Raw genomic sequence first — 24,583 nt, 5'->3', positions numbered from 1 at the left:
AGGAGTTGTTTCCTTTGCCAGAGCAGGGTTTTGTCATCGTCGGCGCGGGGCTGGCCGGCGCCAAGGCCGCGGAGGCTTTGCGGGCACAGGGGTTCACCGGACGGGTGACGCTCATCGGCGACGAACCCGACCGGCCCTACGAGCGCCCGCCGCTGTCCAAGGACTTCCTCGCCGGCAAGGCCGAGCGCGAGAGCGTGTTCGTGCACGAGGAGGGCTGGTACGCCGAGCACGACGTCGACCTGCGCCTGGGCGTCACGGCCACCGCCATCGACCGCGACAACCACGTCGTCCGCCTCGAAGGCGGCGAGACCGTGGGCTACGACAAGCTGCTGCTGGCCACCGGCTCGAGCCCGCGTCGCCCGCCGATCCCGGGCGCCGACGCCGAGGGCGTGCACTACCTGCGCCGCCTCGGCGACTCCGCGCAGCTCAAGGAGACGCTGACCGCCGGCACGCGCCTGGCCGTGATCGGCGCGGGCTGGATCGGCCTGGAGGTCGCGGCCGCCGCGCGCGAGGCCGGGGCCGAGGTGACCGTGCTGGAGGTCGCCGAGCTGCCGCTGCTGGCCGTGCTGGGCCGCGAGGTCGCCACGGTCTTCGCCGACCTGCACCGCGCCCGCGGCGTCGACCTGCGTCTCGGCGTGCACGTCGAGGCCATCACCACCGAGGGCGGCAAGGCCACGGGCGTCCGCCTCGACGACGGCACGGAGATCGCCGCCGACGCCGTGCTCGTCGCGGTCGGCGCCGCGCCCAACGTCGAGCTCGCGCAGGCCGCGGGCCTGGCCGTGGACAACGGCGTGGTGGTCGACTCGTCCCTGCGCACCACCGACCCGGACGTCTTCGCCGCCGGCGACATCGCCTCGGCGCTGCACCCGATGCTCGGCAAGCACGTGCGCGTGGAGCACTGGGCCAACGCCCTCAACCAGCCCGCCGTCGCCGCCGCCGCGATGGCCGGCCAGGACGCCACCTACGACGAGCTCCCGTACTTCTACACCGACCAGTACGACCTGGGCATGGAGTACCACGGCCACGTCGACCCGGGCGCCTACGACCGCGTCGTCTTCCGCGGCGACGTCGAGGCGCGCGAGTTCATCGCCTTCTGGCTCCGCGACGGCCACGTGCTCGCCGGCATGAACGTCAACGTCTGGGACGTCGGCGACCAGCTCAAGGCCCTGATCCGCGCCGAGGGCCCGATCGACGCCGACCGCCTGGCCGACCCGGACGCGCCGCTCGAACCCTGAGGTTCCGGCCGTGCGGCGGCCCTCGCGCGACGGCCGGAAGGCCGGAGTGTGGGGGCCGTTGCCGCGTTCGCCGGGTCGCGCGGGAGGGGTGCTGCCATTGCCGCGGCGAGAGGGCGCCGGCGAGGCCCTGATCCGCGCCGACCGCCTCGCCGACACAGATGCGCCGCTCGAACCCTGAGCTACCGGTCCGCCGCGGCCCACGCCCGGTAGGTGTGGTCGAGGAACCGTTCCACGCCCCGGACGACGTGGGCGCTGCGGATCGAGGGGAAGATGTCGAACGCGTGCTGCGCGCCCGCGAGTTCGGCGTAGGCGACGGGCTGCCGGGAAACCGCGCGGAGCCGGGCGACGAACTCGCGGGCCTCCTCGACGGGCACGAGGGAGTCGTTGCGGCCGTGGATCACGAAGAACGGCGGCGCGGAGTCGGAGACGCGGTCGAGCGGGGAGGCGGCGACGTAGTCGTCGAGGTAGGTCACCGGGTCGCGGTCGGGGGAGAAGATGCGGCGGGCCAGCAGGCTCTCCAGCCGGTACTGGCTCTCGGCCGCGCCGCTGGTGGCGGCGATGTCGTAGACGCCGTAGTGCGGCACGCAGGCCTGCACGCTGGTGTCGGCGTCGGGGAAGTCCGGTTGCAGGGCCGGGTCGTTCTGGCTCAGCGCGAGCAGCGCGGCGAGGTGCCCGCCCGCCGAACCGCCCGTGACGGCGACGAAACCGGGATCCCCGCCGTACGAAGCGATGTTCGACCGGATCCACACCAGCGCGCGCTTCGCGGCCTCCACGTGCGCGGGCCAGCGGTGGGCGGGCGCGAGCGGGTAGTTGATCGCCACGCACACCCAGCCGCGGCGCGCGAGGTGGTGCATCAGGGGCTGGCCCTGCTCGTCCTTGTTGCCGATCGTCCAGGCGCCGCCGTGGATCTGGAGCAGCACCGGCGCGCCGGTCACCGGCTTCGCGGGCCGGAAGACGTCGAGCAGGAACCGCTTGCCACCCGGCGCGTACGGGATGTTGCGCTCACGCACGACCTCCGGGTCGCGTCCGCGGAACGGCAGCACGAGCTGGCCCCACGGCGTCGCCAGGTCGCGCGAGCTCGGCGGACGCTCCAGCCGCGTGGAGTAGTCCGGCCCGAGTGCCTCGGTGAGCGCCGACTCGACCTCGCCGCGGGCCTTCTGCGCCGTCGCCACGAGCGAGCCCAGTCCCGCCGCCGACAGCGCGGCCAAGGCCAATCCCGCCTTCGACGACCGCCGCCCGTGCCGCACCAGGTGCTGCGCGGTGTCCAACGCGGTGAGCGCCAGCAGCTGCGGAGCCAGCTCGTCGGTGAGCCACGCGCCGAAGAACACGGGGATCGACGTGACACGGTTGCGCGGCGGGCGAAGGGCGACGGCGGTGAGGCCGAGCTGCGCGGCCCGGCGGGTGAGGAAGGCCGGTTTCACCTTCCCGATGCTACCGCCGCGCCCCGCCCCGTTCGTGGTTCTGCCTTACCCTGGCGACATGCAGAGACTGAGCGGCCTGGATGCGAGTTTCCTCTACCTGGAGACCCCTGCGCAGGTCTTGCACGTCTGCGGGCTGCTCACCCTCGACGGGTCCACCATCCCCGGCGGCTACTCGTTCGCCGAGCTGCAGCGCCGGCTGGCCGAGCGCGTCGCGCTGATTCCGGAATTCCGCCGCAAACTGCACAATCCACTCTGGAACCTCAGCCACCCGGTGTGGGTCGAGGACGAGGACTTCGACCTCGACAACCACCTGCACCGCATCGGCGTGCCGGCGCCCGGCGACGACCGCGAGCTGGCCGAGCTGTGCGCCCACATCGCCGGCCAGCAGCTCGACCGCGCGCACCCGCTGTGGCAGTTCTACGTGATCGAGGGCCTGTCGAACGGTGGCATCGCGGTGCTCATCAAGATGCACCACGCGAGCATCGACGGCGTCGGCGGCGCCAGCCTGATCACCTACCTCGCGGGCCTGGAACCCGAGGCGCCGCTGCCGGAGATCCCGCGGGACAAGCAGCACAACAGCGGCCTGCCCACGCGCGTCGAGATCCTGCGCGAAAGCATGGAAGGCCTCGCGCACCGGCCGTTCGAGATGGCGAAGCTGCTGCCCGAGCTGGTGGAGCTGGTGCCGCGCTGGCTCGGCAAGACGTTGCGCGGCAAAGGAATGCCGGTTCCGTTCACCGCGCCGCGCACCTCGCTCAACGGCACGATCACCGGTCACCGCAGCGTGGCCTTCGCCCAAGTGGACCTCGCCGACGTGAAGCGCGTGAAGAACGCCTTCGGTGTCACGGTCAACGACGTGGTGCTGGCGCTCGTTTCCGGCGCGCTGCGGCAGTTCCTGCTCGGCCGCGGCGAACTGCCGGAAGACCCGCTGGTGGCGACCGTGCCGGTGTCGGTGCACGAGCGCACCGAACGCGACCACGGCAGCAACAAGGTGTCCGCGTTCTTCGCCTCACTGCCCACCCACCTGGGTGACCCGGCCGCGCGGGTGTTCTTCCTCGCCGAGGCCAACCGACTGTCGAAGGACCACCACTACGACATCGACGCCGACATGCTCGCCGACTGGGCCCAGTTCTCCCCGGCCACGGTGTTCGGCCTCGGCGTGCGCGCCTACTCCTCGCTGCGGCTGGCCGAGCGCCACCCGGTGGTGCACAACCTGATCATCTCCAACGTGCCCGGCCCGCAGATGCCGCTCTACCTGCTCGGTGCCCGCGTCACCGGCCTCTACCCGCTCGGCCCGGTCTTCCACGGCGCCGGGCTCAACGTCACCGTCTTCTCCTACGAGGGCAAGGTCGGCGTCGGCCTGCTCGGCGCCAAGGAGCTCGTGAAGGACCTCTGGCCGCTGGCCGAGGCCCTGCCCGAGGCGATGACGGAGCTGCTCAAGGCCAGGCCGGCCTGACGTCAGCTTGTGATCCGCTCGGCCAGGGCCGCCCGCGACTCGGGCGCGGGGAAGGGATCCGCGAAGTACTGGGTCTCGTGCGTGACGAAGCCGTCGGTGAACTCCATGATGCTCACCGAATGGGTGGGCGAGCCGTCGTAGGTGATCACGCACTCGCTCACCCAGAGGTCGCCGCCGCCGGTGATCCGGCTGATGGTGAAGTGGCGCTCGGCCGGGTGCCCGCCGCGTTGCGCGCGGATCCGGTCGCGGCCGCGGAAGCGTTCGCCGGACTGCGGGTAGTCGAGGATCGCGTCTACGGCGTAGATCGCGTGCTCGGTGTCGACGTCGCCGGCCTCGGAGGCGTGCCAGTGCTCTTCGATCCGGGCGCGGATCGCGGGATCAGCAGTCATCGGCGGCACCGTTCGTCGGGGAACTCCCAGCGTAGCCGGGCCGGGGCGCAACTGCCTGCCGCTCAGGCCTTCCGGCGGCGCTTCGCCGGCTGAGCGGTGGTCTTCTTCTTGGCCTTGTACGGAATGTCGGCGAATTTCAACGTCGCCTGCAGGCTGCGCACCGCCCGGTCGAGCCGCAGCAGCGCGACCTGCGACAGCGTGAACAGCTCGTCGACGTTCCACGCGCGGCCCGCGGCGGCAAGGACGACGGTGTCCGGCGCCTCGGTCAGCACGCGACCTTCGTCCGAAGTAGACACTTTCTCGGCCAGCTGCGCCAACGCTTCCGGCTCGTCGTGCAGCGCCTCGGCCGACACGAGCGCCTGGGTGTAGAGGTGGCTGGCGGCCGTTGCGCGGCCCAGCCACTTCACGTGGATCAGCTCGTTGCCCGGGCCCAGCAGGTCGCACAGCTCGAACCGCGGGTGCAATGGTGTGGTCGCGGTGTCACGGTCGAGGCAGACGTAGCCGTCGAGCGTCGCGACCTGGCGGCAGTAGCGGTTCTCGTCGTCGGGCTCGCCGGTGGGTTTCCACGTGAGGTCCGGCCACTCGTACTTGCGCGCCAGCAGCTGCGAGACCTGCTCGCGCATCTGCTCCACGTACGTCTCGCCGATGCGGTACCAGCGGCCCTGGTGGAACACGTAACGCGTGTGGCCGATCGTCGTCTCGAACACGAGCCACTTCGCGACCTGCACGGGCGACCCGGTCTCCTCCTCGCCGGCCTCGTCGGCGCAGGTGACCACGCGCCCGGCGCGCAGAGCCTTCACGCGCTTGTCCTCGGGCAGCTGCGCGAGCCGGCCGGTGAGGTGCTCCAGCTCCAGCCGCGACTCGACGTGCAGCGGCCCGCCGGAACCCAGGCCGGTGATGCGGAACGAGCCCGCGTTCTCGGCGTCGTTCACCGCGGTCGCGGGCCATGCCAGGCCGAGCGGCGCGTCGGTGCCGCCGCCGAGCGCTTCGGCCAGCCGTGCTTCCAGCGTCGGCACGAGCCGGTGGTGGCGGTCGAGCGGCCGCGTCTGCGCCACGAACCGCAGCGCCGAGGACGCGTCGGGCTCGTCCACGACGGCACCCACCGCGTCGAGATCCGCGAGAAAAGCCTGTGGTTCCTTCGCAAGTGGTACGTAGAGCGCGTTGCCGACGCGGATCCGGTAGCGCTTGCCGGTCACCCGCCCGTAGGTGAGGTCGGTCAGGTCCGCGGACCCGGCCAGCCGGTTCACGAGGTCGCCGTAGGGCTCCAGCCGGAACGCGGAAAGCTCGCCGCCGCCCGGGATCGAGATCTGCGTGGCGCGCGCCGAAACGTCGAGGGCGGCGCTCGACACCAGCCCGAGGTCGAACGGGTCGAGGCGGCGGATCCCGAACAGCAGCCCGAAACCCTGTTCCACGTACTCGTCGTTGAGCACCAGATGCCCGGCGCCCCAGGACACCGCGTATGTCCAAGGTGGACGCGGCACGAGCAGCACGGCGAACGGCAGCGTCGACGACAGGTCGAGCTCGCTCCCGGTCAACGCGCTCGCGTGCGGAAGCCATTGCGGGATCTCGGTGTGGAACGCGCCGGCGACCAGCCGCGCGCGCGTGCCGGAGAGGTCCACCGTCGTGTCGGTGGTGACCTGCTCGGGTTTGAGCGACACCAGCAGGTCGGGCTCGGCGCCGGTGCCGTCGAGGCGGAAGAGGGAGACGGGCCGGCTGGGTGCGGACGGGGCAGGCATGACCACCACCGAAGTGTGCTGACGCGTGCGAACGTCGGGTCAGAATGCGTGATTTTCCGGTCCAGCCGGTTAATCACGGAGAGCGAACGCGGTGCGGAATGGTGAAGTTCACCTTAATCGGGGTTTCCCGCACCGCCGGTTCGCGCAATGATACCGTGATGTAGAGCCGAGGGGGACACGATTACGGCGTCACGAAACATCGGGTTTGGCCCAGCTCAGACGTCCACGGGGTAATCCATTGGTGTCGTATTACCCTACCTGGAATGGCCATTCCGAGAATTCGCTCACATAACTCGAACGGCCCTGTCGCGCGGGGTTCTCCTGGGCTGTCCGGGTCTGTTTCGCCGCATTTCTGTGACCGTACGTGACGGCGAACGCCTGACGGCGCGCGGAAGAATAGGCCGCCCGGGTTTCCACCACGCCGGAGGACGGTTCGCGCTGCCGCGTGTGCACGTCTACGCTGGCGTAGTCGTTTTCCGATCGGCCCGTCCTGGGGGCAGCATGATGACAGTCCCGTCGTTCGCACACGGCGACCGTCTCACCCGTCGGGACCTGGAGGCGATCACGGATGAACGCCATCGATACGAACTGGTGGACGGGACGCTTCTGGTGAGCCCGTCCCCGCGTCCGCTGCACCAGAGGGTCGTCGCGCGCCTGCTCGCGGCGCTCAGCCCGGTGTGCCCCGCGGATTGCGAGGTGCTCCCCGCACCGGTCGACGTCGTGCTCGACGAGTTCACCGTGATGATCCCCGACGTGGTGGTCGGCCGGCGCGAGACCTTCACCGAGCGGGCGCTCGTGGGCGTGCCCGTGCTCGCGGTGGAGGTCGTCTCCCCGTCCAGCCGCTACATCGACCGCCACCTCAAGCCCGCCCGCCTCGCCGCGGCCGGCTGCCCGTTCTACTGGGTCATCGAGCCCAACGAGCCCACGCTCAGCTGTTTTCGCCTGGAGGACACCGAATACGTGCTCGACGCCGAGGCCACCGGCGACGAGATCGCGCACCTCGAGGTGCCCTACCGCCTCGACCTCAGCCCCGTGGACCTGGTTTCCAGCTACTGAGCCTCAGAACTACTGGCCTCACGAACTACTGACCCTCACGCCGAGTCGGGTTCCTTTTCGCGCACCCGGCCGGTTTCCTCGTCGGCGATCGCCGCGTGCACCGACGTGCAGGCCGCCATCAGCGCGGGCACGAACTGGTTCGCCGCCAGCACGCACGCCGTGTGCCCGGCGGGGATCTCGTACGTCGCCGCGCCCGGGATGCGCCGTGCCAGCGACCGCTGGTGCGCCGGGGCGATGAAACCGTCTCGACTGGTCACGACCACCGACGTCGGCACGCGCAGCGTGTGCAGCCACGGCGCCGAGTCGAAGCGGCCGATCTCGTCGAGTGCGACGGCGATGGCCCACGGGCTCGTGGACCGGAACTCGGCGAGCGCCCACCGGTGGTCCTCCAGGCGCGCGAGCCGTTCGCGGCGCGGCTCCCCCGGCACGAGGCCGATCTTGGTCTGGTCGCGCATGAGCTGCAGCGTGCGCCCGAACAGATCGAGCGCCACGCGCTGGCGCACGCCGCGGCGGAAGTAGCTCGCCGTGGAGCACAGGACGAGCCCGCTCACGCGCTCGCGCTGCTGGTAGGCGACCATCTGCCCGACCATGCCGCCCATCGAGTAGCCGGCGATCATGAACCGGTCGATGCCGAGCGCGTCCGCCACCGCCACCACGTCGTCGGCGCAGTCCTGCAGGGTGAACTCGTGGGAGCGGATGCCCTGCCCGTGCCAGCGCTGGTCGAACACGACCACGCGGTAGTGCGCGGAAAGCCGCTCCAGCACCGGGTACCAGGTCAGCAGGCCGGTGCAGGCCACCGAGTGCAGCAGGATGATCGCGGGCGCCTGGCGCGGGCCGACGTCGACCACCACGGTCTGGCCGCGGCCCGGCAGCGAAAGCGGCTCCGGGTCCGGTACTCCGGCCGTGGACGGGATCGTGGCCAGCTTCCGGGTCGCTTGCCAGCCGACGTCGCTCAGCGCGCCTAGAAGAACCTGTTCTGCACCCACGTCGACCCGGCACCCCTCTTCGCTCGACGGCCTGTTCCGCTTCTGGAGTACCCGGTCGCCGAGGCCACCGGGGGTTGCCGATCCCGCCCCTTCCGGTTAAGACTAGAACGTGTTCCACTTGTGGCGGCCATCCGGAGGGAGGGACCGGCGTGGACTTCACCCCAGACGATACGCAGGCCGAGATCGCCGCGCTGACCGCGCGGGTGCTCGGCAAATCCGCCGACCCGGGCGAGCAGTGGCGCGCGCTGGCCGGCGCCGGGCTGCTCGCGCTCGCCCTGCCCGCGGACCTCGGGGGCGACGGGCTCGGGGTCGCGGAGGTCGCCGCGGTGCTGACCGAAGTGGGCTGCGCGGCCGCCGCCGTGCCCGCGTATGCCGTGCTGGCGCTGGGTGTGCTGCCGGTCGAGACGCTGGGCACCCCGCGCCAACGCGCTCGGCTGCTGCCGCCGGTCGCGGCAGGAGACGAGGTGCTCACCGCGGCGCTGCACGAGCCGTCCGCGCCGCTCACGACCGTGCCCGGCACCGTGGGTGAGGCCGCGGACGGTGTGTGGCAGCTCACCGGCGTCAAGACGGGCGTGCCGTGCGCCGCGGACGCCACGCGGATCCTCACTCCGGTGGCGCTGCCGGGTGGTACCGCGGTGGCGCTGGTCGATCCGCACGCCGACGGCGTCGAGCTCGTCCGCACGCACAGCTCCAGCGGCGCGCCCGAGTACACCGTGCGGCTGGCCGGGGTGCGGCTGGCCGACACGGAGTTCCTGCGCGACCGTTCACCCGGCCACGCCGTCGCCACGCTGCACCGGTTCGCACTCGCGGGCGCGGTGGCACTGGGCGACGGGCTGCTGGCCGGCGCGCTGGCCCTGACTTCGCAGCACATCGCCCAGCGCACGCAGTTCGGCCGTCCGCTGGCGGCGTTCCAGGCCGTGGCCGAGCAGATCGCCGACGTCTACGTGGCCGCCCGGACCGTGCACCTGGCCGCGACGTCGGCCGGCTGGCGGCTGGCGGCGGGCCTCGACGCCGACACGGAGCTCGACGTCGCCGCCTACTGGCTCACCGACCAGGCGCCCGCGGCCTTGGCGACATGCCACCACCTGCACGGCGGCCTCGGTGTCGACCGCGAGTACCCGCTGCACCGCTACTCCGCGGCGGTGACGGACCTCGGCCGGGCGCTCGGCGGCGCCGCGCACCGGCTGGGCCGGCTGGGGGAGCGGGTGGCCGGGTGAGCACGCACATCGAGTTGACGGCCGCGCAGCAGGCGTTGCGCACCGAGCTGCGGGAGTACTTCGCGGGCCTGCTGACGCCCGAGGAACGCCGCGCGCTGCTGCGGGAGCGCCACGGGCCGGTGTACCGCGCCCTCGTGCGGCGCCTGGGCCGCGACGGCAAGCTCGGCGTCGGCTGGCCGAAGCGGTACGGCGGCCAGGGGTTCGGTGAGATCGAGCAGCACCTGTTCGTGGACGAGGCCGCGCGCGCCGACGTGCAGCTGCCGTCGGTGACGCTGCAGACCGTCGGGCCGACGCTGCAGGAGTTCGGCACCGAGGAGCAGAAGGCGCGGTTCCTGCCGCGGATCCTCGCGGGCGAGATCCACTTCGCCATCGGCTACACCGAACCCGAGGCGGGCACGGACCTGGCCTCGCTGCGCACGCGCGCGATCCGCGAAGGCGACGAGTACGTGGTCGACGGCCAGAAGATCTTCACCACCGGCGGCCACGACGCGGACTACGTCTGGCTCGCCGCGCGGACCTCGCCGGACGCGCCGAAGCACAAGGGGATCTCGATCCTCATCGTGGACACCCGCGACCCCGGCTACTCGTGGACGCCCATCGTCACCTGCGACGGCGCGCACCACGTGAACGCCACCTACTACGAGAACGTCCGCGTGCCGGCGGACCTGCTGGTGGGCCGGGAGAACGAGGGCTGGCGGCTGATCACCACACAGCTCAACCACGAGCGCGTGATGCTCGGCCCGGCCGGGCGGATCGGCGGCCTGCACGACCGCGCGTGGGCGTGGGCCGCCGCCCGTCGCACCCCGGACGGCCTGCCGCTGCTGGACCTGCCGGACGTGCGCGCGGTGCTGGCCGAGACGTTCGCGGTGGCGCGGGTCAATGAACTGCTCAACTGGCAGGTTTCCTCCGGGACGAGCCCGGTCGCGGTGGCCGACGCGTCGGCGACGAAGGTGTTCGCCTCCGAGCGCATCCAGCGGATCGGACGGCTGCTGGAAGAGCTCGTGGGACGGCACGGCGACCTCGCCGACCCGGAGACGGCCGAGCTCGCCGAATGGCTCGACGTGCTGGCCAAACGGAACCTGGTGCTGACGTTCGGCGGGGGCGTCAGCGAGATCCAGCGCGAGCTGATCGCCTCCGCCGGGCTGGGACTGCCGAGGGTGCCGCGATGACGACGATCGAGGAAGCCGCCGCGAAGATCGCCGCCGCGGGGCCGTGCGCGCCGCGGCTCGCGCGGGATCCGGTGAACCAGGCGATGGTGCACAACTGGGTGGAGGCGATCGGGGACACCAATCCGGTGTACACCGACGCATCGTTCCCGAGTGTCCACAAGGGACTCGTGGCGCCGCCGGCGATGGCGCAGGTGTGGACGATGCCGGGCCTGCACGGCGTGCGCGCGGACGACGACCCGATGGGCGCGATCCTCGCGGTGCTCGACGAGGCCGGGTACACCTCGATCGTCGCCACGAACTCCGAGCAGACGTACCACCGGTACCTGCGGCCGGGCGAGCGGGTGGCGGTGACGACGGAGCTGGCGGACGTCACCGGACCCAAGCGCACGGCGCTGGGCGAGGGCTGGTTCGTGACCACGGTGATGCGCTGGACGGTGGACGGCGAAGCCGTGGCGGACGTGGTGTTCCGGGTGCTGAAGTTCCGGCCGGTATCCGCCGGGCCGCCCGCGCCCGTGCTGCGCCCGGTGATCAGCCGGGACACGCAGTTCTTCTGGGCCGGCCTGCGGGAGGGCGAGCTGCGCATCCAGCGCTGGGGCTCGGTGCTGCGCCACCCGCCGGGGCCGATGCCGCCGGACGGCTCGCTGGCGGCGACGCCGGACTACGTCGTGGCGAGCGGGCGCGGCACGGTCTACAGCTACGTCGTGCACCATCACCCGCCGGTGCCGGGCAAGCGGCTGCCGTTCGTGGTCGCGCTGGTGGAGCTGGAGGAAGGCGTGCGCGTGATGGCCGAGCTGCTCGACGCGGCGCCGGACGAGGTGCGGGTCGGGCTGCCGGTGGTCGCCGCGTTCGTGCGGGTGGACGACGAACTGACCTTGCCGGCGTGGCGGGTGGCGCGATGACTGTCGAACTGCCGCCGTTGCGGATCGCGGCGACCACGACGTTCGTGGTCAGCACCGCGCTCGCCACCCGCGACTTCCAGGACGTGCACCACGACCGCGACGCCGCGGTCGCGAGGGGTTCGCGGGACATCTTTCTCAACATCCTCACCGACACCGGTCTGGTGCAACGGTTCGTGAGCGAGTGGGCCGGGCCCGAGGCGTTGATCCGGTCGATCAAGATCCGCCTCGGTGTGCCGTGTTACGCGGGGGACGCGCTCACGTTCACCGGCCACGTGGTCTCGCGCTCGGGGCTCGAGGTCGAGGTGGCCGTGTCCGCCACCGGCAGCCTGGGTGAGCACCTGACCGGCACGGTTTCCCTCACGTTGCCCGGTGGTGCGCCGTGACGTTGGCGGGCGCGGCGGCGATCGCCGGGATCGGGGCCACGGAGTTCTCCAAGGACTCGGGCCGCAGCGAACTGCGGCTGGCGGCCGAATGCGTGACGCACGCGCTGGCCGACGCCGGCCTGTCTGCGTCCGAAGTGGACGGACTGGTGTCGTTCACGATGGACGGCAGCGCGGAGATCGCGCTGGCCCGGGAACTCGGCATCCCGGAGCTCGAGTTCTTCAGCCGCATCCACTACGGCGGTGGCGCCGCGGCGGCGACCGTGCAGCAGGCCGCGATGGCGGTGGCCACCGGGGTCGCCGACGTGGTGGTGGCGTACCGGGCCTTCAACGAACGCTCCGAACAGCGCTTCGGCCGTGTGTCGGCCGCCGCGGCGACGCAGGTGAACTCGTCCGGTGTGGACAATGCGTTCCACTACCCGATGGGTATCGCGACGCCGGCTGCCACCGTCGCCATGGTCGCGCGCCGCTACCTGCACGACTACGGCGCCACCAGCGAGGACTTCGGCCGAGTGGCCGTGGTGGACCGCGCGCACGCCGCGACCAACCCGGCGGCGTGGTTCCACGGCCGGCCGATCACGCTGGCCGAGCACCAGGCGTCGCGCTGGGTCGCGGAGCCGCTGCACCTGCTCGACTGCTGCCAGGAGAGCGACGGCGGGGTGGCGCTGGTCGTCACGAGCGTCGAGCGCGCGCTCGACCTGCGGCACGCCCCGGCTGTGGTGGCCGCGGCGGCGCAGGGGATCGGGCCGGACCAGTACGTGATGACCAGCTACTACCGCGACGACCTCGCGGCGCTGCCCGAGATGGGTGTGGTGGCCCGGCAGCTGTGGGCGCATTCGGGGCTCGGACCGTCCGATGTGGACGTGGCGGTGCTCTACGACCACTTCACCCCGTACGTGCTGATGCAGCTGGAGGAGCTGGGCTTCTGCGGCCGCGGCGAGGCGAAGGACTTCATCGCCGGCGACACCCTGACACTGGCCGGCGCGTTGCCGCTCAACCCGCACGGCGGGCAGCTCGGCGAGGCCTATCTCCACGGCATGAACGGCATCGCCGAAGCCGTGCGCCAGATCCGCGGCACGGCCGTGAACCAGGTGCGCGACGCCGAGGCCGTGCTCGTGACCGCCGGCACCGGCGTCCCGACCAGTGGACTGGTCTTGACTCGTCACTGAGCGCGACTCATACCCTGGCCCCGTACGGTAGCTCTGACGGGCCGGTAACTCTTGTGGGGCAACGGCTTTCACCTCTTTGCTGGCTGGTGCTCACCCGCCGTGGAATGCCACCGTGGACGTGAGATCAGCAACGCAGCGTGAAAGCAGGCACGACGATGTCCGGATCCACCGTCTTCACGGGCTCGCCATGAGTGCACCGGTGCTGGTGGCGTGGTTGCTCACCGCGGTCTTCGCGGTGCTCGCGCTGCCGTGCGTGCTGCGGCTCGTGCGGCTCGACTACGCGCGCCTCGGCTCCGGCGTGCGCCACGCCGACCTCGCCGAGCTGCTGCTCGTGGTGGCCATGGTGGCGATGATCTCGCCCGTCGGCGGCCCCATCCCCGCCGCCGGCTGGCAGGCGGTGTTCGTGCTCACGGCGGCGTGGTTCGGGTTCGCCTGGTGGCGCGGGCGTGGCCAGGCCCACACCTCGGGCTGCGGTCACCACGCGTTGTCGGCGGCCGCGATGCTGTACATGGTGAGCGCGATGCCCCACGGCGGCATGGTCCACGGCCCGTGGCTCACGATGTCCTCAATGGACACCCGGCTCGCGCTGCCCCTGCTCGCCGTAGCGGGCGCGGTGTACTTCGTGGCGGACGCCGCACGGTCGGGCGTGGTCGCGGTGCGCATCCGCGGTGCCGCCGCACCCGGGCTGACCTCGCGCACGGTGTGCCGCGCGGTGATGGGTGCGGGTATGGGGTACCTGCTGCTGGCCGCCGTGTGACTCGCTGTGGTCAGGCTCGGGCGGGTCAGCCGATCCGGCGGACCTCACCGTCGGGTGGCGGGGTGCCGAGGTCTGGCAGCTCGCTCGCCGGGTTCTCCTCGATCCACTTGCGCGTGGCGGCGACGTCGCCGTCGAGGGCCTCGATCAGCTCCTCGCCGGACTCGTACTTCTGCTGCTCCCGCAGGTGCGCGCCGAGCCAGACGGTGAGCGTCTCGCCGTAGAGGTCGCCCTTGAAGTCGAGCAGGTGCGCTTCGACGAGCCGGTAGCCGTCGGCGCCGTAGTACGTGGGGCGGCGCCCGACGGACACCGCGGCGGCCACGTGCGTGCCGTCCGCGCGCTCGGCCCACCCGGCCCAGACGCCGTCGCCGACCTGCCCGCTCTGGTTGCGCAGCGCGATGTTCGCCGTGGGGAAGCCCAGCTCGCGGCCGCGCTTGTCACCCGGCTCCACCGGCCCGCGGACCACGAAGAAGGTGCCGCTGTGCTGACCGAGAGCGTGCTCGTCCGCCATCCGCCGTCCCGTCCCTGTTCCGGTGTCCTTTCCGACACCGTAATACTGGCGGTCGGCTCAGCGTGGCACGAGCACTGTGTCGGACAGCACAGGAGCGTCGTCACGCTGCGGAGCGGTCGTGGTCACCAGCAGCCGGTCGTTCTCGCGCCACACGCGCGTGCGCAGCGGTTCGCCCGGAAAGACCACGCCGGCGAACTTCGTCCCGAACGAGCGGATCCGGGTGGGGTCGCCGTCGAGGAAGGCGTCGGTGAGGGCTTTCGCGACCACGCCGTAGGTGCACAGGCCGTGCAGGATCGGGCGGTCGAACCCGGCCGCCTTCGCGAACGCGGGGTCGGCGTGCAGCGGGTTGCGGTCGCCGCACAGGCGGTACAAAAGGGCCTGCTGAGGCAGCGTCGGAATGTCGAGCACAGCGTCGGGCTCACGCTCGGGCCACGCGAGCTTCTGCGCCGGCCCGCGCTCGCCGCCGAAGCCGCCTTCGCCGCGGGCGAAGATGCCGGAGCGGGCCGTCCACAGTGGATCGCCCTGGGCGTCGGCCACCGTCGTCTCCTGCACGAGGACGGCGGCCTTGCCCTTGTCGAACACGTCCGTGATGCGCGTGCGCGCCACCCCTTCGCCGTCGACGGGGATGGGCCGGTGCAGCTCGATCTCCTGCGTACCGTGCAGCACCTTGGCGAGATCGATGTCCACGCCCGGGAACTTGAGCGCGGGCGGGGTGAACGTGCGCAGGTTGACCGCGACCGTGGCGAACGTCGGGATCACCCGCAGGTCCTGCTCGTAGGTGTAGCGCAGCTCGCGCTCGTCGACCGGGTCGGCGCCGGCACCCAGCGCGAGGTGGTAGAGCAGCACGTCGGACGGCGTCCACGAGAACCGCACCTCGCCGAGGTCGGCACCGATCGCGAGCGTGGGGTCGATGGGCACGGAGTACTCCCTATTCGTAGCTGACGGAGACCTCGTCCGTGACGGGCAGCGACTGGCAGGCCAGCACGATCCCGTCGGCGAGGTCTTCGGCGTCCAGCACCTCGTTGTTCAGCATCTTCACCTCACCGGACACCAGGCGGCACGCGCAAGCGCTGCACTGGCCTTCGCGGCACGAGTACGGCGCGTCGAGGCCCTCGGCGAGCAGGTGGTCGAGCAGCTTCCGCTGCCGCGGCCAGGCGAGGGTGCGGGTCTCGCCGTCGAGGTCGACGGTGAGCCGGGCCGTCTCGCCTGCTTCCGGGGACTCGGGTTGTAGTGCCCGGGCGAAGGGATTCCCGGTGAGGGAGTGGAACTTCTCGACGTGGACGCGCTCGCGCGGCACCCCGAGCTCGGTCAGCGCGGTCCTGGCGGCGGCCATGAACGGCGCCGGGCCGCAGAGGTACGCGTCGTGGCCGCGGTAGGGCGCGGCGAGCGTTTCGAGCGTGCGCGCGGACGGCAGGCCCTGCAGGCTTTCGAGCCAGTGCAGCACGGTCAGCCGATCCGGGTGCCGGGTCGTGAGCTCGGCGAGCTGCCGCGCGAAGATGACGGACGCTTCGTCGCGGTTGGCGTACACGAGCACGACCTGCCCGCGGCCGTGCCGCAGCGCCGACTTGAGGATCGACATCACCGGCGTGATCCCGCTACCCGCCGCGAACAGCAGGAAGTCGCCGTCCAGCGACGCCGGCACGAACACCCCGGCCGGCGGCAGCACCTCGATCTCCGCGCCCTCGCGCAGCTCTTCGCACACCCAGCCGGAGCCGAACCCCGTGCGTTTCACCGTGACCTGCACCCGTCCCTCGTGCGGCGCGCTCGACAGCGAGTAGCACCGTGCGACAGACCCCGTGCGATCGCTGGGGATCCGCAGCGTGAGGAACTGGCCGGGTGCGTAGGCGAAGGCGGCTTGGTGCTCTTCCGGGACGGCGAACACGATCGAGCGCGCGTCGGCGGTCTCGACGATCACCTCGGCGACGGTCAGCGTCACGACGTCAGCCACCGCGCACCACCCCGTTGCGAGACTCGTCGGCCACGGCGAGGATCCCGTCGGCCATGGCGCCGGCGATGCTGTCGGCCAGCTTCTCGCACGTGTCGAGCAACGCGGGATGCCGTCCGGCGGCCACGTGCGCCGCGAAAACGGGGCAGCTGCGCGAAGCGTCGGTGGTCCACTGGATGCTCGTGTGCGCGAGGCTGTTCTTCTTGACCAGCACGAACGTTCCGCAGCTGCGGCACTCGTGCGGCCGCAGCCCGGCGGTGAGGAACTCCGTGGCCTCGGCCGTCACACGCCTGCCTCTTCCGCCTCCGCGCGCTGTCGCGCCAGGTTCTCCGCCACCTCCGCGGCCCACGCCTCGTTGGCCTTGCTGGTGTCGACCTCGAACTCGAAGCGGCGGGTCATGTCCTCGGTGACGTCGTCGGCGTCGACGTAGAACTGCTCGTACCAGCGGCGCAGCTGGTAGACCGGGCCGTCTTCCTCGCACAGCAACGGGTTGTCGATGCGGGTCTTGTTCTTCCAGATCTCCACGTCCTGCAGGAACCCGACCCCGATGCCCTTCGCGAGCCGCGCGGCGATCTTGTCCGCGTGCTCGTCGGAGATCCCGGGCAGCTTCTTGACCATGATCCCCCACTGCAGCACGAACGACGTCGGCGTGACGGGGTAGTGGCAGTTGATGAGCACGTTCTCGATCTCGAAGCCCTGGAACGAGTTCACCAGGTGGTTGATCATGTACGACGGCCCGAAGTACGAGGCTTCCGAGCGCAGCAGGTTGTCCTCGCCGCCGTAGTTCGACGCCATGCCCATGTCGGGGCGGCCCTTGGTGTTGAGGAACTGCGTGGCGACATGGCCTTCGAACACGTTCTTGAAGTACGTGGGGTAGGCGTAGTGGATGTAGAAGAAGTGGGCCATGTCCACGACGTTGTCGATGATCTCGCGGCAGTTGGCGTTTTCGATGAGGAGCGAGTCCCAGGTCCAGTTGCTCCACTCGTCGCTGAAGGCGCCCTCGACGCGGGGGATGACCACGTCGTCGGGCGGCGGGTAGCCCTCGGGGTCGTGCCACACGAGCAGCTGCTTGTTCTCCTCGAGCACGCGCCACGCCCGCGTCCGCGCGCGAAGCGGAACCCGTTTGGCGTAGGGGATCGAGACGCACTTGCCGGCGCCGTTCCAGCGCCAGTCGTGGAACGGGCACGCGACGTCGTCGCCCTTCACCGAGCCCTGGGTGAGGTCGCCGCCCATGTGGCGGCAGTAGCCGTCGAGCACGTTGAGCCGGCCCGTCGAGTCGGCGAAGACCACGAGCTTCGTGCCGAACGCCTCGATGCCGTGGGGTTTCCCGTCGCGGAAGGTGTCGGCGAGACCGAGGCAGTGCCAGCCGCGGGCGAAGCGCCTGGGCGGCGCGCCGACGTCGATGGTGCGGACGGTCTCTCGCGGTGCTGACGTCACTGGCTGCCTCCCGTGCCGGTCCGATCTTCGGTCGCCAGCCGCTCGGCCGCAAGGTAGCCGAACACCATCGCGGGCCCGATCGTCGCGCCGGGCCCGGCGTAGGTGCGGCCCATCACGGCCGCGCTGGTGTTGCCCGCCGCGTACAGCCCGGGGATGACGGAGCCGTCTTCGCCCAGCACGCGGGCGTGTTCGTCGGTGCGCAGCCCGCCCTTGGTGCCCAGGTCGCCGGGCACGATCTTCACCGCGTAGAACGGCGGTTTGGCCAGCGGGCCGAGGCTGGGGTTGGGCCGGTTGCGGGGGTCGCCGTAGTAGTGGTCGTAGGCGCTTCGCCCGCGGTGGAAGTCTTCGTCGACGCCGGTGCGGGCGAAGCCGTTGAAGCGTTCGACGGTGCTTCGCAGGGCTTCGGCGTCGATGTCGATCCTCGTAGCCAGTTCTTCGATCGTCGGCGCCTTCGCCACGATGCCGGCTTTGTACCAGCGGCCGGGCAACGGCTGCCTCGGGCCGATGCCGGTGAACAGGTAGCGGTCCCGGTAGCGCTGGTCGAACACGAGCCACGTCGGGATGTGCTCGGCGGGGCCGTCGCCTTCGCCGTACATCGCGTGGACGGCCTCGACGTAGGGCGCGGACTCGTTGACGAACCGGGTGCCCCGTGCGTCGACCATGAGGGAGCCGGGCCGCGACCGCTCGGCGAGGGCGAACCACGGGCCGCCGGTGAGGGGGATCGACGGGCCCCACCACGCGTCGTCCATCAGGTCGGTGGCGGCGCCGAGCTTGAGGCCGGCCGCGATGCCGTCGCCGGTGTTGGCGGCGGCGCCGACGGTCCACTCGGTGCCGATCGGGGCGCGCTGGTACTTGGTGCGCATCTCCTCGTTGTGCTCGAAGCCGCCGCACGCGAGCAGCACGCCGCGCCGCGCGTGGAAGGTCTTGCCGGGGGTTCGCACCCCGGTGACGCGGCCGTCTTCGGTGGTGAGCTCGACGAGCGGGGTGTCGAGGAGGACGTCGACGCCGGCGCGCCGGAGCCCCAGGAAAAGCCCGGCCGCAAGCGCTTGCCCCATGGCGATCGGCTGCTGTCCGCGGACCCGTCCGGCCAGCCAACGCGCGCCGAGCTTGGCGACGCGGGCGAGGCCGCGCGGGTGGCGGGCGAGCAGGCTCAACCAGCGGTAGTCCGACTGGGTGATCGGGACGCCGAGCGGCGGCGCGCTGTACGGCGGCTCCAGGTGCGCCAGGTCGGCACCCAGGAGCTTGACGTCGAGCGGTTTCGGTTCGACGGAGCGGCCTTGGGCGCGTCCGCCGGGGGCCTCGGGGTGGTAGTCGCTGTAGCCCGGCACCCAGCGGAACTCGAGCGGGGTGTGGTCGGTGATGAGGTCCAGCACCTCGGGCCCGTGCTTGAGGAAGGCCTCGCGGTTGGCCTCGGGCACGACATCGCCGACGATCGCGGCCAGGTACTCGCGCGCCTTGCCCGGGGGGTCGTCGATGCCGGCCGCCTTGAGCGCGTGGTTGCCGGGGAGCCAGACGCCACCACCGGAGCGAGCCGTCGAGCCGCCGAAGCACGCCGCCTTCTCCAGCACGACCACGCTGAGACCCCGGCGGGCGGCGGCGAGCGCGGCGGTCATCCCGGCGGCGCCGCTGCCGGCGACCACCACGTCGTACTCGTTCGCCATGCCACCTCACATGTAACGTGTTATCGCGAGTTCCTGGCCTGTTCGGAGCAGCTTCTGTCACCATAGACGAGAACGTGTTCCAGTTCTAGGGTGGCCGGCATGGACGAGCTCGTGGCAGACGTCGTCGTGATCGGAGCCGGCGCGGCCGGCGCGTGCGCGGCCATCGAGGCCGCCGACGCGGGGGCCGAGGTGCTGCTCCTCGACCGGTTCTCGGGTGGTGGCGCGAGCCGGGTGAGTGGCGGTGTGATTTACGCCGGCGGCGGGACCTCGCAGCAGGTCGACGCCGGAGTTTCCGACAGCGTCGACGCGATGTTCGAGTACCTCCGGCTGGAGACCGACGGCGTCGTGTCCGCGCGGACGTTGCGGCGGTTCTGTGAGACGAGCCCGGAGATGATCCGGTGGCTCGAAGGGCTGGGGGTGCCGTTCGAGGGGAGTTTGTGTCCCTACAAGACGTCGTATCCCAGCGACGCGCACTACCTGTACTACTCCGGTAGCGAGGCGTCGGGCGGGTTCCGGGACGCGGCCGCGCCGGCGCCGCGCGGGCATCGCGTCAAGGGGCCGGGGACGTCGGGGAAGCTGCTGATGGCACGGCTGCTCGCGGCGGCGCGGGCGCGGGGCGTGCGGGTGGTGCCGCAGACGCGGGCGCGCAGTCTTGTGGTCGACGCTTCTGGTGCGGTCACGGGGGTTGTCGCGGATCGCTTGGCTTCTTCGTGGGCGCGCCGGCGGCATGCGGTGCTGGCTTCGTACGCGGCGAAGCCGGGGATTTATGTGCCGCCGCTTCGGCGCTCGTTGCACCGTCGGGTGGAGCGGCTGGAAGAGCGGTATTCGCGTGAGGTGCGGATCGTCGTGCGTCGCGGAGTGGTGCTCGCGGCGGGCGGGTTCATTGCGAACCGTGCGTTGGTGCGGGAGCACGCGCCGGCGTATCGCGGCGGCCTCGCGCTGGGGACCTCGGCTGACGACGGATCGGGAATTCGATGGGGTTTGTCGGTCGGTGGCCGGGTTGCGGAGATGGACCGGATCTCGGCGTGGCGGTTCCTCACGCCGCCCGCCGCGTTCCTCGGCGGCTTGCTCGTCGACGCCGACGGGCGGCGGATCATCGACGAATCCCGGTACGGCGCGGCGATCGGCGAGCGGATGATCACCGCGCACGGCGGGCGGGCCTGGCTGCTCGTCGACGCGCCGGTGGTTGCCGAGGCTCGGCGCGACGGGCGCAAGCAGGGGCAGTGGTTCGCGTGGCTGCAGCTTCGGTATCTGCTCGGCCGCGGTCGCGTCACAGGTGCTTCTTTGGAAGACGTTGCGCGCCGGGCCGGGGTCGATCCCGCCGGGCTGCGGGTGACGTACGACGCGTATCGCTCCGGCCCGGATCCGACGGGGAAGCCGGCGGAGTTCGCGCGGCCGTTGGACACTCCGCCGTTTTCACTGATCGACGTGTCGGTGAAACCGAGTCTTGGTTACCCGTGCCCGATGCTGACGCTGGGCGGGCTCGTGGTCGACGAGGACACCGGCGCGGTGGCCGGCGTGCGCGGTCTGTACGCGGCGGGACGGACGGCGGTGGGAATCTGTTCCAGGTCCTACGTGAGCGGTCTGTCGCTGGCGGACTGTGTGTTTTCCGGGCGCCGGGCGGGGAAGAGCAGTGCGTTGGAGCCGGACCGCGTCGACAAAAACGAGAACGTGTTCTAGTCTTGGTCTCGTCGAACGAGAGGACGGCCGATGAGCGAGCTGGCTGCCGTGATCGCGGGGGTGCGTGACCTGCTCCCGGTGCTGCGGGAACGCGCGCAGGAGACCGAGGACGCGCGGCGCGTGCCGATCGAGTCCGTCAAGGCGTTGCAGGAGACGGGGTTCTTCCGCTTGCTGCAGCCGAAGCCGTATGGTGGACTGGAAGCCGACCCGGTCACGTTCTACACCGCGGTGAAGCTCGTGGCGAGCGCGTGCGGGTCCACGGGCTGGGTCGCGTCCATCCTCGGCGTCCACCCGTGGCACCTGGCGCTGTTCGACGCGCGGGCGCAGGAAGACGTGTGGGGCGAGGACCACGACGTGCGGATCTCGTCGTCCTACGCGCCGATGGGCAAGGCGACCGTGGTCGACGGCGGCTACCGGCTGTCGGGCCGGTGGAGCTTCTCGTCCGGCTGCGACCATTGCACGTGGGTGCTGCTGGGCGCGCCGGCGTTCGCGGACGGTGCTCCGGTGGACTTCTGCACGTACCTGCTGCCGCAGGCCGACTACTCCCTTGTGGACGTGTGGGACACGGTGGGCCTGCGGGGGACGGGGTCCAACGACGTCGTGGTCGAGGACGTCTTCGTGCCTGCTTACCGAGCACTGTCCTTTGTGTCCACGTCGAAGTGCCGGACGCCCGGCCAGGAGGCGAACCCGGGGCCGTTGTACAAGCTGCCCTACGGTTCGGTGCACCCCAGCACGATCACCGCGCCGATCATCGGCATGGCCCAAGGTGCGTACGACGCGCACGTGGAGCACCAGGGCCGTCGCGTGCGGGCGGCGTACGCGGGGGAGAAGGCGCAGGACGACCCGTTCGCCAAGATCCGCATCGCCGAGGCGGCCAGCGAGATCGACGCCGCGTGGCTGCAGCTCACGCACAACATCGACGAGCTGTACCAGCTGGCGTGCCGCGGTGAGAAGCTGCCGTTCTCCACCCGGCTGCGTGTGCGACGCGACCAGGTCCGCGGCACCGAACGCGCGATCTCGGCGATCGACCGCCTCTTCGAAAACTCGGGCGGCCGCGCGCTCCAACGCGGCACGCCCATCCAACGCTTCTGGCGCGACGCACACGCCGGCCGCGTCCACGCGGCCAACGACGCCGAGCGCGCATACGTCATGTTCGGCACCGGCGCCTTCGGGCTGCCCGTCGAGAATGCGATGGTGTGATGGGTTCTGTGGTTTCCGTCCCGAGTGGACTCTCGCTGCACTACCACGAAGCCGGCCCCGAGCACGCCGAAACCGTGATCCTCCTCCACGGCGGCGGCCCTGGCGCCTCGGCGTGGTCCAACTTCGGCCGCACCCTGCCCGAGTTCGGCAAGGTGTACCGCACCCTGGCCGTCGACCAGCCCGGTTTCGGGGAGTCGTCGAAGCCCACCGAACACCCCCACTACTTCCGCCACAGCGCCGACGCCATCGTCGGCCTCATGGACACCCTCGGCATCGCCCGCGCCCACTTCGTCGGCAACTCCCTGGGCGCCGGCGCCGCCGTCCGCCTGGCCCTGGACCACCCCTCGCGCGCCGGCCGCCTGGTCCTGATGGGCGCCGGCGGCCTGAGCGTGAACCTCTTCGCGCCCGACCCCACCGAGGGCGTGCGCCTCCTGGGCCGCTTCGCCGCTTCCCCCACGCGCGACCGCATGGCCGCCTTCCTGCGCATCATGGTCCACGACCAGTCCCTGATCACCGACGCCCTGATCGACGAGCGCTTCGCCGCCGCTTCGACCCCGGAATCCCTCGCCGCCATGCGCTCCCTCGGCCACTCCTTCGCCACGTCCCCCACCGACGGCCTCCTCTGGCGCGACGCCCACCACCTCCGCCACCGCGTCCTGCTCGTCTGGGGCCGCGAAGACCGCGTCAACCCCCTCGACGGCGCCCTCCTCGCCCTCAAAACCATCCCGCACGCCCACCTCCACGTCTTCGGCAACTGCGGCCACTGGGCGCAGCTCGAGAAGTTCGACGAGTTCAATCGCCTCGCCCTCGACTTCCTGGGGAGTGCGTGATGGCCGTCGGTTCCTGCGGGCCGCTTCCGTGCCGCCGTCGGCTTGGTGGGGGATGCATGATGGCGATTGGTTCCCTGGGCTATCTCCGTGTCGCAGCCGATCTCTTCGGGAGGGCGTAATGGCCATCGGTTCGCTGGGCGGCTTTCGTGTCACCGTCGGCTTGTTGGGGAGTTGGTGATGACGATGAGTTCGCTTGGTCTCCGCCTCGCTCCGATTCCTCGGCGGAGTGAGATGGCGATCCGTTCCCTGGGCCGCCGCCGTGTCGCCGTCGACTTCCTGGGGAGTCCGTGATGTCGATCGGTTCGCTGAGCTGCTTCAGTACCGCCGTCGCCTTCTTGGGGAGCCTGTGATGGCCATCGGTTCCCGGAGCTGTCTCCGTGTTGCCGTCGGCTTCTTGGAGGCGTGCGTGAGGGCGATTGGTTCGCTGGGCCGCTTTCGTGTCGCAGTCGATCTCTTCGGGAGTCCGTAATGGCCATCAGTTCCCTCGGCTACCTCCGCATCGAAGCAACCGACGTCCCCGCTTGGCGCGTCTATGCGTTGAAGGTCCTGGGCTTGGTCGAAGGCACCGGCCCCAACCCCGACGCGTTGTACCTGCGCATGGACGACTTCCCCGCCAGGCTCGTCATCGTCCCGGGTCCCGCCGACCGCCTCGCGCAAGTCGGCTGGGAAGCCGCCAACGCCGCGGAACACGACGACATCCGCACCCGCCTGGCCGCCGCCTCCGTGCCCTACAAGGAAGGCACTCCCGACGAACTGGCCGACCGCCGCGTCGCCGAACTGATCACCTTCGCCGACCCCTCCGGCACGACGCTCGAAGTCTTCCACGGCGTCGCGCTCCAGCACCGCCGCGTCGTCAGCCCCTACGGCCACCACTTCGTCACCGGCCCCCAAGGCCTGGGCCACGTCGTCCTCTCCACCCACGACGACGCCGCCGCACTCGCCTTCTACCGCGACATCCTCGGCTTCCGCCTCCGCGACTCCATGCGCCTGCCGCCCCAGCTGATCGGTCGCCCCGCCGACGGCCCACCCGCGTGGCTCCGCTTCTTCGGCTGCAACCCCCGCCACCACAGCCTCGCGTTCCTCCCGATGCCCACCCCCAGCGGCATCGTCCACCTGATGCTGGAAGTCGAATCCACCGACGACGTCGGCCTCTGCCTCGACCGCGCCCACCGCCGCTCGGTGCCGATGTCCGCCACCCTCGGCCGCCACGTCAACGACCTCATGCTCTCCTTCTACATGAAAACCCCCGGCGGCTTCGACCTCGAATACGGCTGCGAAGGCCGCCAAGTCGACGACACCACCTGGCTCGCCCGCGAAAGCACCGCCGTGTCCTTGTGGGGCCACGACTTCAGCGTCGGCTCCCGATGACCACGGCGCTTCGCGGTCTTCTCGGCGCGCGTCGGCATAGCGGTGTCTTTGCGGGGCCACGACTTCAGCGTCGGCTCCCGATGAGCA

The 24,583-nt window shown here is 71.2% G+C and carries 23 protein-coding genes; 13 read left to right on the top strand and 10 right to left on the bottom strand.

Going from position 1 to position 24,583, the window contains the following annotated elements; genetic code table 11:
• The first annotated feature begins 14 nt into the window (after window positions 1-14).
• Window positions 15-1,235 (top strand): NAD(P)/FAD-dependent oxidoreductase, encoded by a 1,221-nt coding sequence (locus tag ACFY1H_RS46195; protein ID WP_386956345.1) that lies wholly within the window; start codon window positions 15-17, stop codon window positions 1,233-1,235.
• Between the two features lie 179 nt (window positions 1,236-1,414).
• Here the strand turns inward: ACFY1H_RS46195 and ACFY1H_RS46190 are convergent, their stop codons facing one another.
• The gene (locus ACFY1H_RS46190) at window positions 1,415-2,656 is read right to left on the bottom strand and encodes an alpha/beta hydrolase (RefSeq protein WP_386956344.1); all 1,242 of its coding nucleotides are present in this window, start codon (window positions 2,654-2,656) and stop codon (window positions 1,415-1,417) included.
• A 58-nt stretch (window positions 2,657-2,714) separates the two neighbouring features.
• Between ACFY1H_RS46190 and ACFY1H_RS46185 the strand changes: the two genes are divergently transcribed.
• Window positions 2,715-4,109: a wax ester/triacylglycerol synthase family O-acyltransferase gene (locus ACFY1H_RS46185; protein WP_386956343.1), complete on the top strand. Its 1,395-nt coding sequence runs from the start codon at window positions 2,715-2,717 to the stop codon at window positions 4,107-4,109.
• A 2-nt stretch (window positions 4,110-4,111) separates the two neighbouring features.
• On the opposite strand, the gene ACFY1H_RS46180 is transcribed toward ACFY1H_RS46185, so the two are convergent.
• On the bottom strand, window positions 4,112-4,498 hold the full coding sequence (locus ACFY1H_RS46180) for a nuclear transport factor 2 family protein (protein ID WP_386956342.1): 387 nt from the start codon (window positions 4,496-4,498) through the stop codon (window positions 4,112-4,114).
• A 62-nt stretch (window positions 4,499-4,560) separates the two neighbouring features.
• Window positions 4,561-6,234 carry a TIGR04141 family sporadically distributed protein gene (locus ACFY1H_RS46175; RefSeq protein WP_386956341.1) on the bottom strand — a complete coding sequence of 558 codons (1,674 nt, stop codon included), beginning with the start codon at window positions 6,232-6,234 and terminating at the stop codon, window positions 4,561-4,563.
• Window positions 6,235-6,735: 501 nt separating this feature from the next.
• On the opposite strand from ACFY1H_RS46175, the gene ACFY1H_RS46170 reads away from it, so the two are divergent.
• The gene (locus ACFY1H_RS46170) at window positions 6,736-7,290 is read left to right on the top strand and encodes a Uma2 family endonuclease (RefSeq protein WP_386956340.1); all 555 of its coding nucleotides are present in this window, start codon (window positions 6,736-6,738) and stop codon (window positions 7,288-7,290) included.
• A 35-nt stretch (window positions 7,291-7,325) separates the two neighbouring features.
• Here ACFY1H_RS46170 and ACFY1H_RS46165 read toward each other — a convergent pair whose 3' ends face one another.
• On the bottom strand, window positions 7,326-8,276 hold the full coding sequence (locus ACFY1H_RS46165) for an alpha/beta fold hydrolase (protein ID WP_386956339.1): 951 nt from the start codon (window positions 8,274-8,276) through the stop codon (window positions 7,326-7,328).
• A 149-nt stretch (window positions 8,277-8,425) separates the two neighbouring features.
• Here ACFY1H_RS46165 and ACFY1H_RS46160 point away from each other — a divergent pair, with 149 nt between their 5' ends.
• The 6 genes from ACFY1H_RS46160 to ACFY1H_RS46135 all read left to right on the top strand — a co-directional run bounded on the left by ACFY1H_RS46160 (window position 8,426) and on the right by ACFY1H_RS46135 (window position 13,867).
• Window positions 8,426-9,493 carry an acyl-CoA dehydrogenase family protein gene (locus tag ACFY1H_RS46160; protein WP_386956338.1) on the top strand — a complete coding sequence of 356 codons (1,068 nt, stop codon included), beginning with the start codon at window positions 8,426-8,428 and terminating at the stop codon, window positions 9,491-9,493.
• A complete protein-coding gene (locus tag ACFY1H_RS46155; RefSeq protein WP_386956337.1) occupies window positions 9,490-10,662 on the top strand; it encodes an acyl-CoA dehydrogenase family protein in 1,173 nt (390 codons plus the stop codon). The genes ACFY1H_RS46160 and ACFY1H_RS46155 overlap by 4 nt, the downstream gene beginning before the upstream one ends.
• A complete protein-coding gene (locus tag ACFY1H_RS46150) occupies window positions 10,659-11,561 on the top strand; it encodes a bifunctional MaoC family dehydratase N-terminal/OB-fold nucleic acid binding domain-containing protein (protein ID WP_386956336.1) in 903 nt (300 codons plus the stop codon). Before ACFY1H_RS46155 ends, ACFY1H_RS46150 begins: the two co-directional genes overlap by 4 nt.
• The gene (locus tag ACFY1H_RS46145) at window positions 11,558-11,944 is read left to right on the top strand and encodes an acyl dehydratase (RefSeq protein ID WP_386956335.1); all 387 of its coding nucleotides are present in this window, start codon (window positions 11,558-11,560) and stop codon (window positions 11,942-11,944) included. Before ACFY1H_RS46150 ends, ACFY1H_RS46145 begins: the two co-directional genes overlap by 4 nt.
• Window positions 11,941-13,110, top strand: a complete 1,170-nt coding sequence (locus ACFY1H_RS46140) for a lipid-transfer protein (protein ID WP_386956334.1) — start codon at window positions 11,941-11,943, stop codon at window positions 13,108-13,110. The genes ACFY1H_RS46145 and ACFY1H_RS46140 overlap by 4 nt, the downstream gene beginning before the upstream one ends.
• 187 nt (window positions 13,111-13,297) lie before the next feature.
• Window positions 13,298-13,867 carry a DUF5134 domain-containing protein gene (locus tag ACFY1H_RS46135; protein ID WP_386956333.1) on the top strand — a complete coding sequence of 190 codons (570 nt, stop codon included), beginning with the start codon at window positions 13,298-13,300 and terminating at the stop codon, window positions 13,865-13,867.
• A 25-nt stretch (window positions 13,868-13,892) separates the two neighbouring features.
• On the opposite strand, the gene ACFY1H_RS46130 is transcribed toward ACFY1H_RS46135, so the two are convergent.
• Genes ACFY1H_RS46130 through kstD form a run of 6 tightly spaced genes read right to left on the bottom strand, consistent with a single transcriptional unit; the run spans window position 13,893 to window position 19,418 of the window.
• A complete protein-coding gene (locus tag ACFY1H_RS46130) occupies window positions 13,893-14,375 on the bottom strand; it encodes a riboflavin kinase (protein WP_366583446.1) in 483 nt (160 codons plus the stop codon).
• Between the two features lie 57 nt (window positions 14,376-14,432).
• The gene (locus ACFY1H_RS46125; RefSeq protein ID WP_386956332.1) at window positions 14,433-15,293 is read right to left on the bottom strand and encodes a MaoC/PaaZ C-terminal domain-containing protein; all 861 of its coding nucleotides are present in this window, start codon (window positions 15,291-15,293) and stop codon (window positions 14,433-14,435) included.
• 10 nt (window positions 15,294-15,303) lie between these two features.
• Window positions 15,304-16,323, bottom strand: a complete 1,020-nt coding sequence (locus ACFY1H_RS46120; RefSeq protein ID WP_386956331.1) for a 2Fe-2S iron-sulfur cluster-binding protein — start codon at window positions 16,321-16,323, stop codon at window positions 15,304-15,306.
• Complete coding sequence (locus ACFY1H_RS46115) at window positions 16,316-16,606, bottom strand: hypothetical protein (RefSeq protein WP_386956330.1); 291 nt, start codon at window positions 16,604-16,606, stop codon at window positions 16,316-16,318. Before ACFY1H_RS46115 ends, ACFY1H_RS46120 begins: the two co-directional genes overlap by 8 nt.
• Window positions 16,603-17,757, bottom strand: a complete 1,155-nt coding sequence (locus tag ACFY1H_RS46110; protein ID WP_386956329.1) for a Rieske 2Fe-2S domain-containing protein — start codon at window positions 17,755-17,757, stop codon at window positions 16,603-16,605. The genes ACFY1H_RS46115 and ACFY1H_RS46110 overlap by 4 nt, the downstream gene beginning before the upstream one ends.
• Window positions 17,754-19,418, bottom strand: coding sequence for a 3-oxosteroid 1-dehydrogenase (kstD, locus tag ACFY1H_RS46105; RefSeq protein ID WP_386956328.1), 1,665 nt, complete (start codon window positions 19,416-19,418; stop codon window positions 17,754-17,756). The genes ACFY1H_RS46110 and kstD overlap by 4 nt, the downstream gene beginning before the upstream one ends.
• Window positions 19,419-19,517: 99 nt before the next feature.
• On the opposite strand from kstD, the gene ACFY1H_RS46100 reads away from it, so the two are divergent.
• From ACFY1H_RS46100 to hsaC, 4 genes are all read left to right on the top strand, one after another.
• Complete coding sequence (locus tag ACFY1H_RS46100) at window positions 19,518-21,098, top strand: FAD-binding protein (RefSeq protein ID WP_386956327.1); 1,581 nt, start codon at window positions 19,518-19,520, stop codon at window positions 21,096-21,098.
• A gap of 30 nt (window positions 21,099-21,128) precedes the next feature.
• Window positions 21,129-22,298 carry a 3-hydroxy-9,10-secoandrosta-1,3,5(10)-triene-9,17-dione monooxygenase oxygenase subunit gene (gene hsaA / locus ACFY1H_RS46095; RefSeq protein WP_366583439.1) on the top strand — a complete coding sequence of 390 codons (1,170 nt, stop codon included), beginning with the start codon at window positions 21,129-21,131 and terminating at the stop codon, window positions 22,296-22,298.
• Complete coding sequence (hsaD, locus tag ACFY1H_RS46090) at window positions 22,298-23,128, top strand: 4,5:9,10-diseco-3-hydroxy-5,9,17-trioxoandrosta-1(10),2-diene-4-oate hydrolase (RefSeq protein WP_386956325.1); 831 nt, start codon at window positions 22,298-22,300, stop codon at window positions 23,126-23,128. The genes hsaA and hsaD overlap by 1 nt, the downstream gene beginning before the upstream one ends.
• A gap of 468 nt (window positions 23,129-23,596) precedes the next feature.
• Window positions 23,597-24,496, top strand: a complete 900-nt coding sequence (gene hsaC / locus ACFY1H_RS46085; protein WP_386956324.1) for an iron-dependent extradiol dioxygenase HsaC — start codon at window positions 23,597-23,599, stop codon at window positions 24,494-24,496.
• The last annotated feature ends 87 nt before the right edge of the window (window positions 24,497-24,583 follow it).

The sequence above is a fragment of the Amycolatopsis sp. NPDC001319 genome (assembly GCF_042896185.1).
Taxonomy (GTDB): Bacteria; Actinomycetota; Actinomycetes; order Mycobacteriales; family Pseudonocardiaceae; genus Amycolatopsis.
The sequence above is the reverse complement of the archived record's forward strand: the minus strand, read 5'-3'. Positions and strand labels throughout refer to the sequence as shown.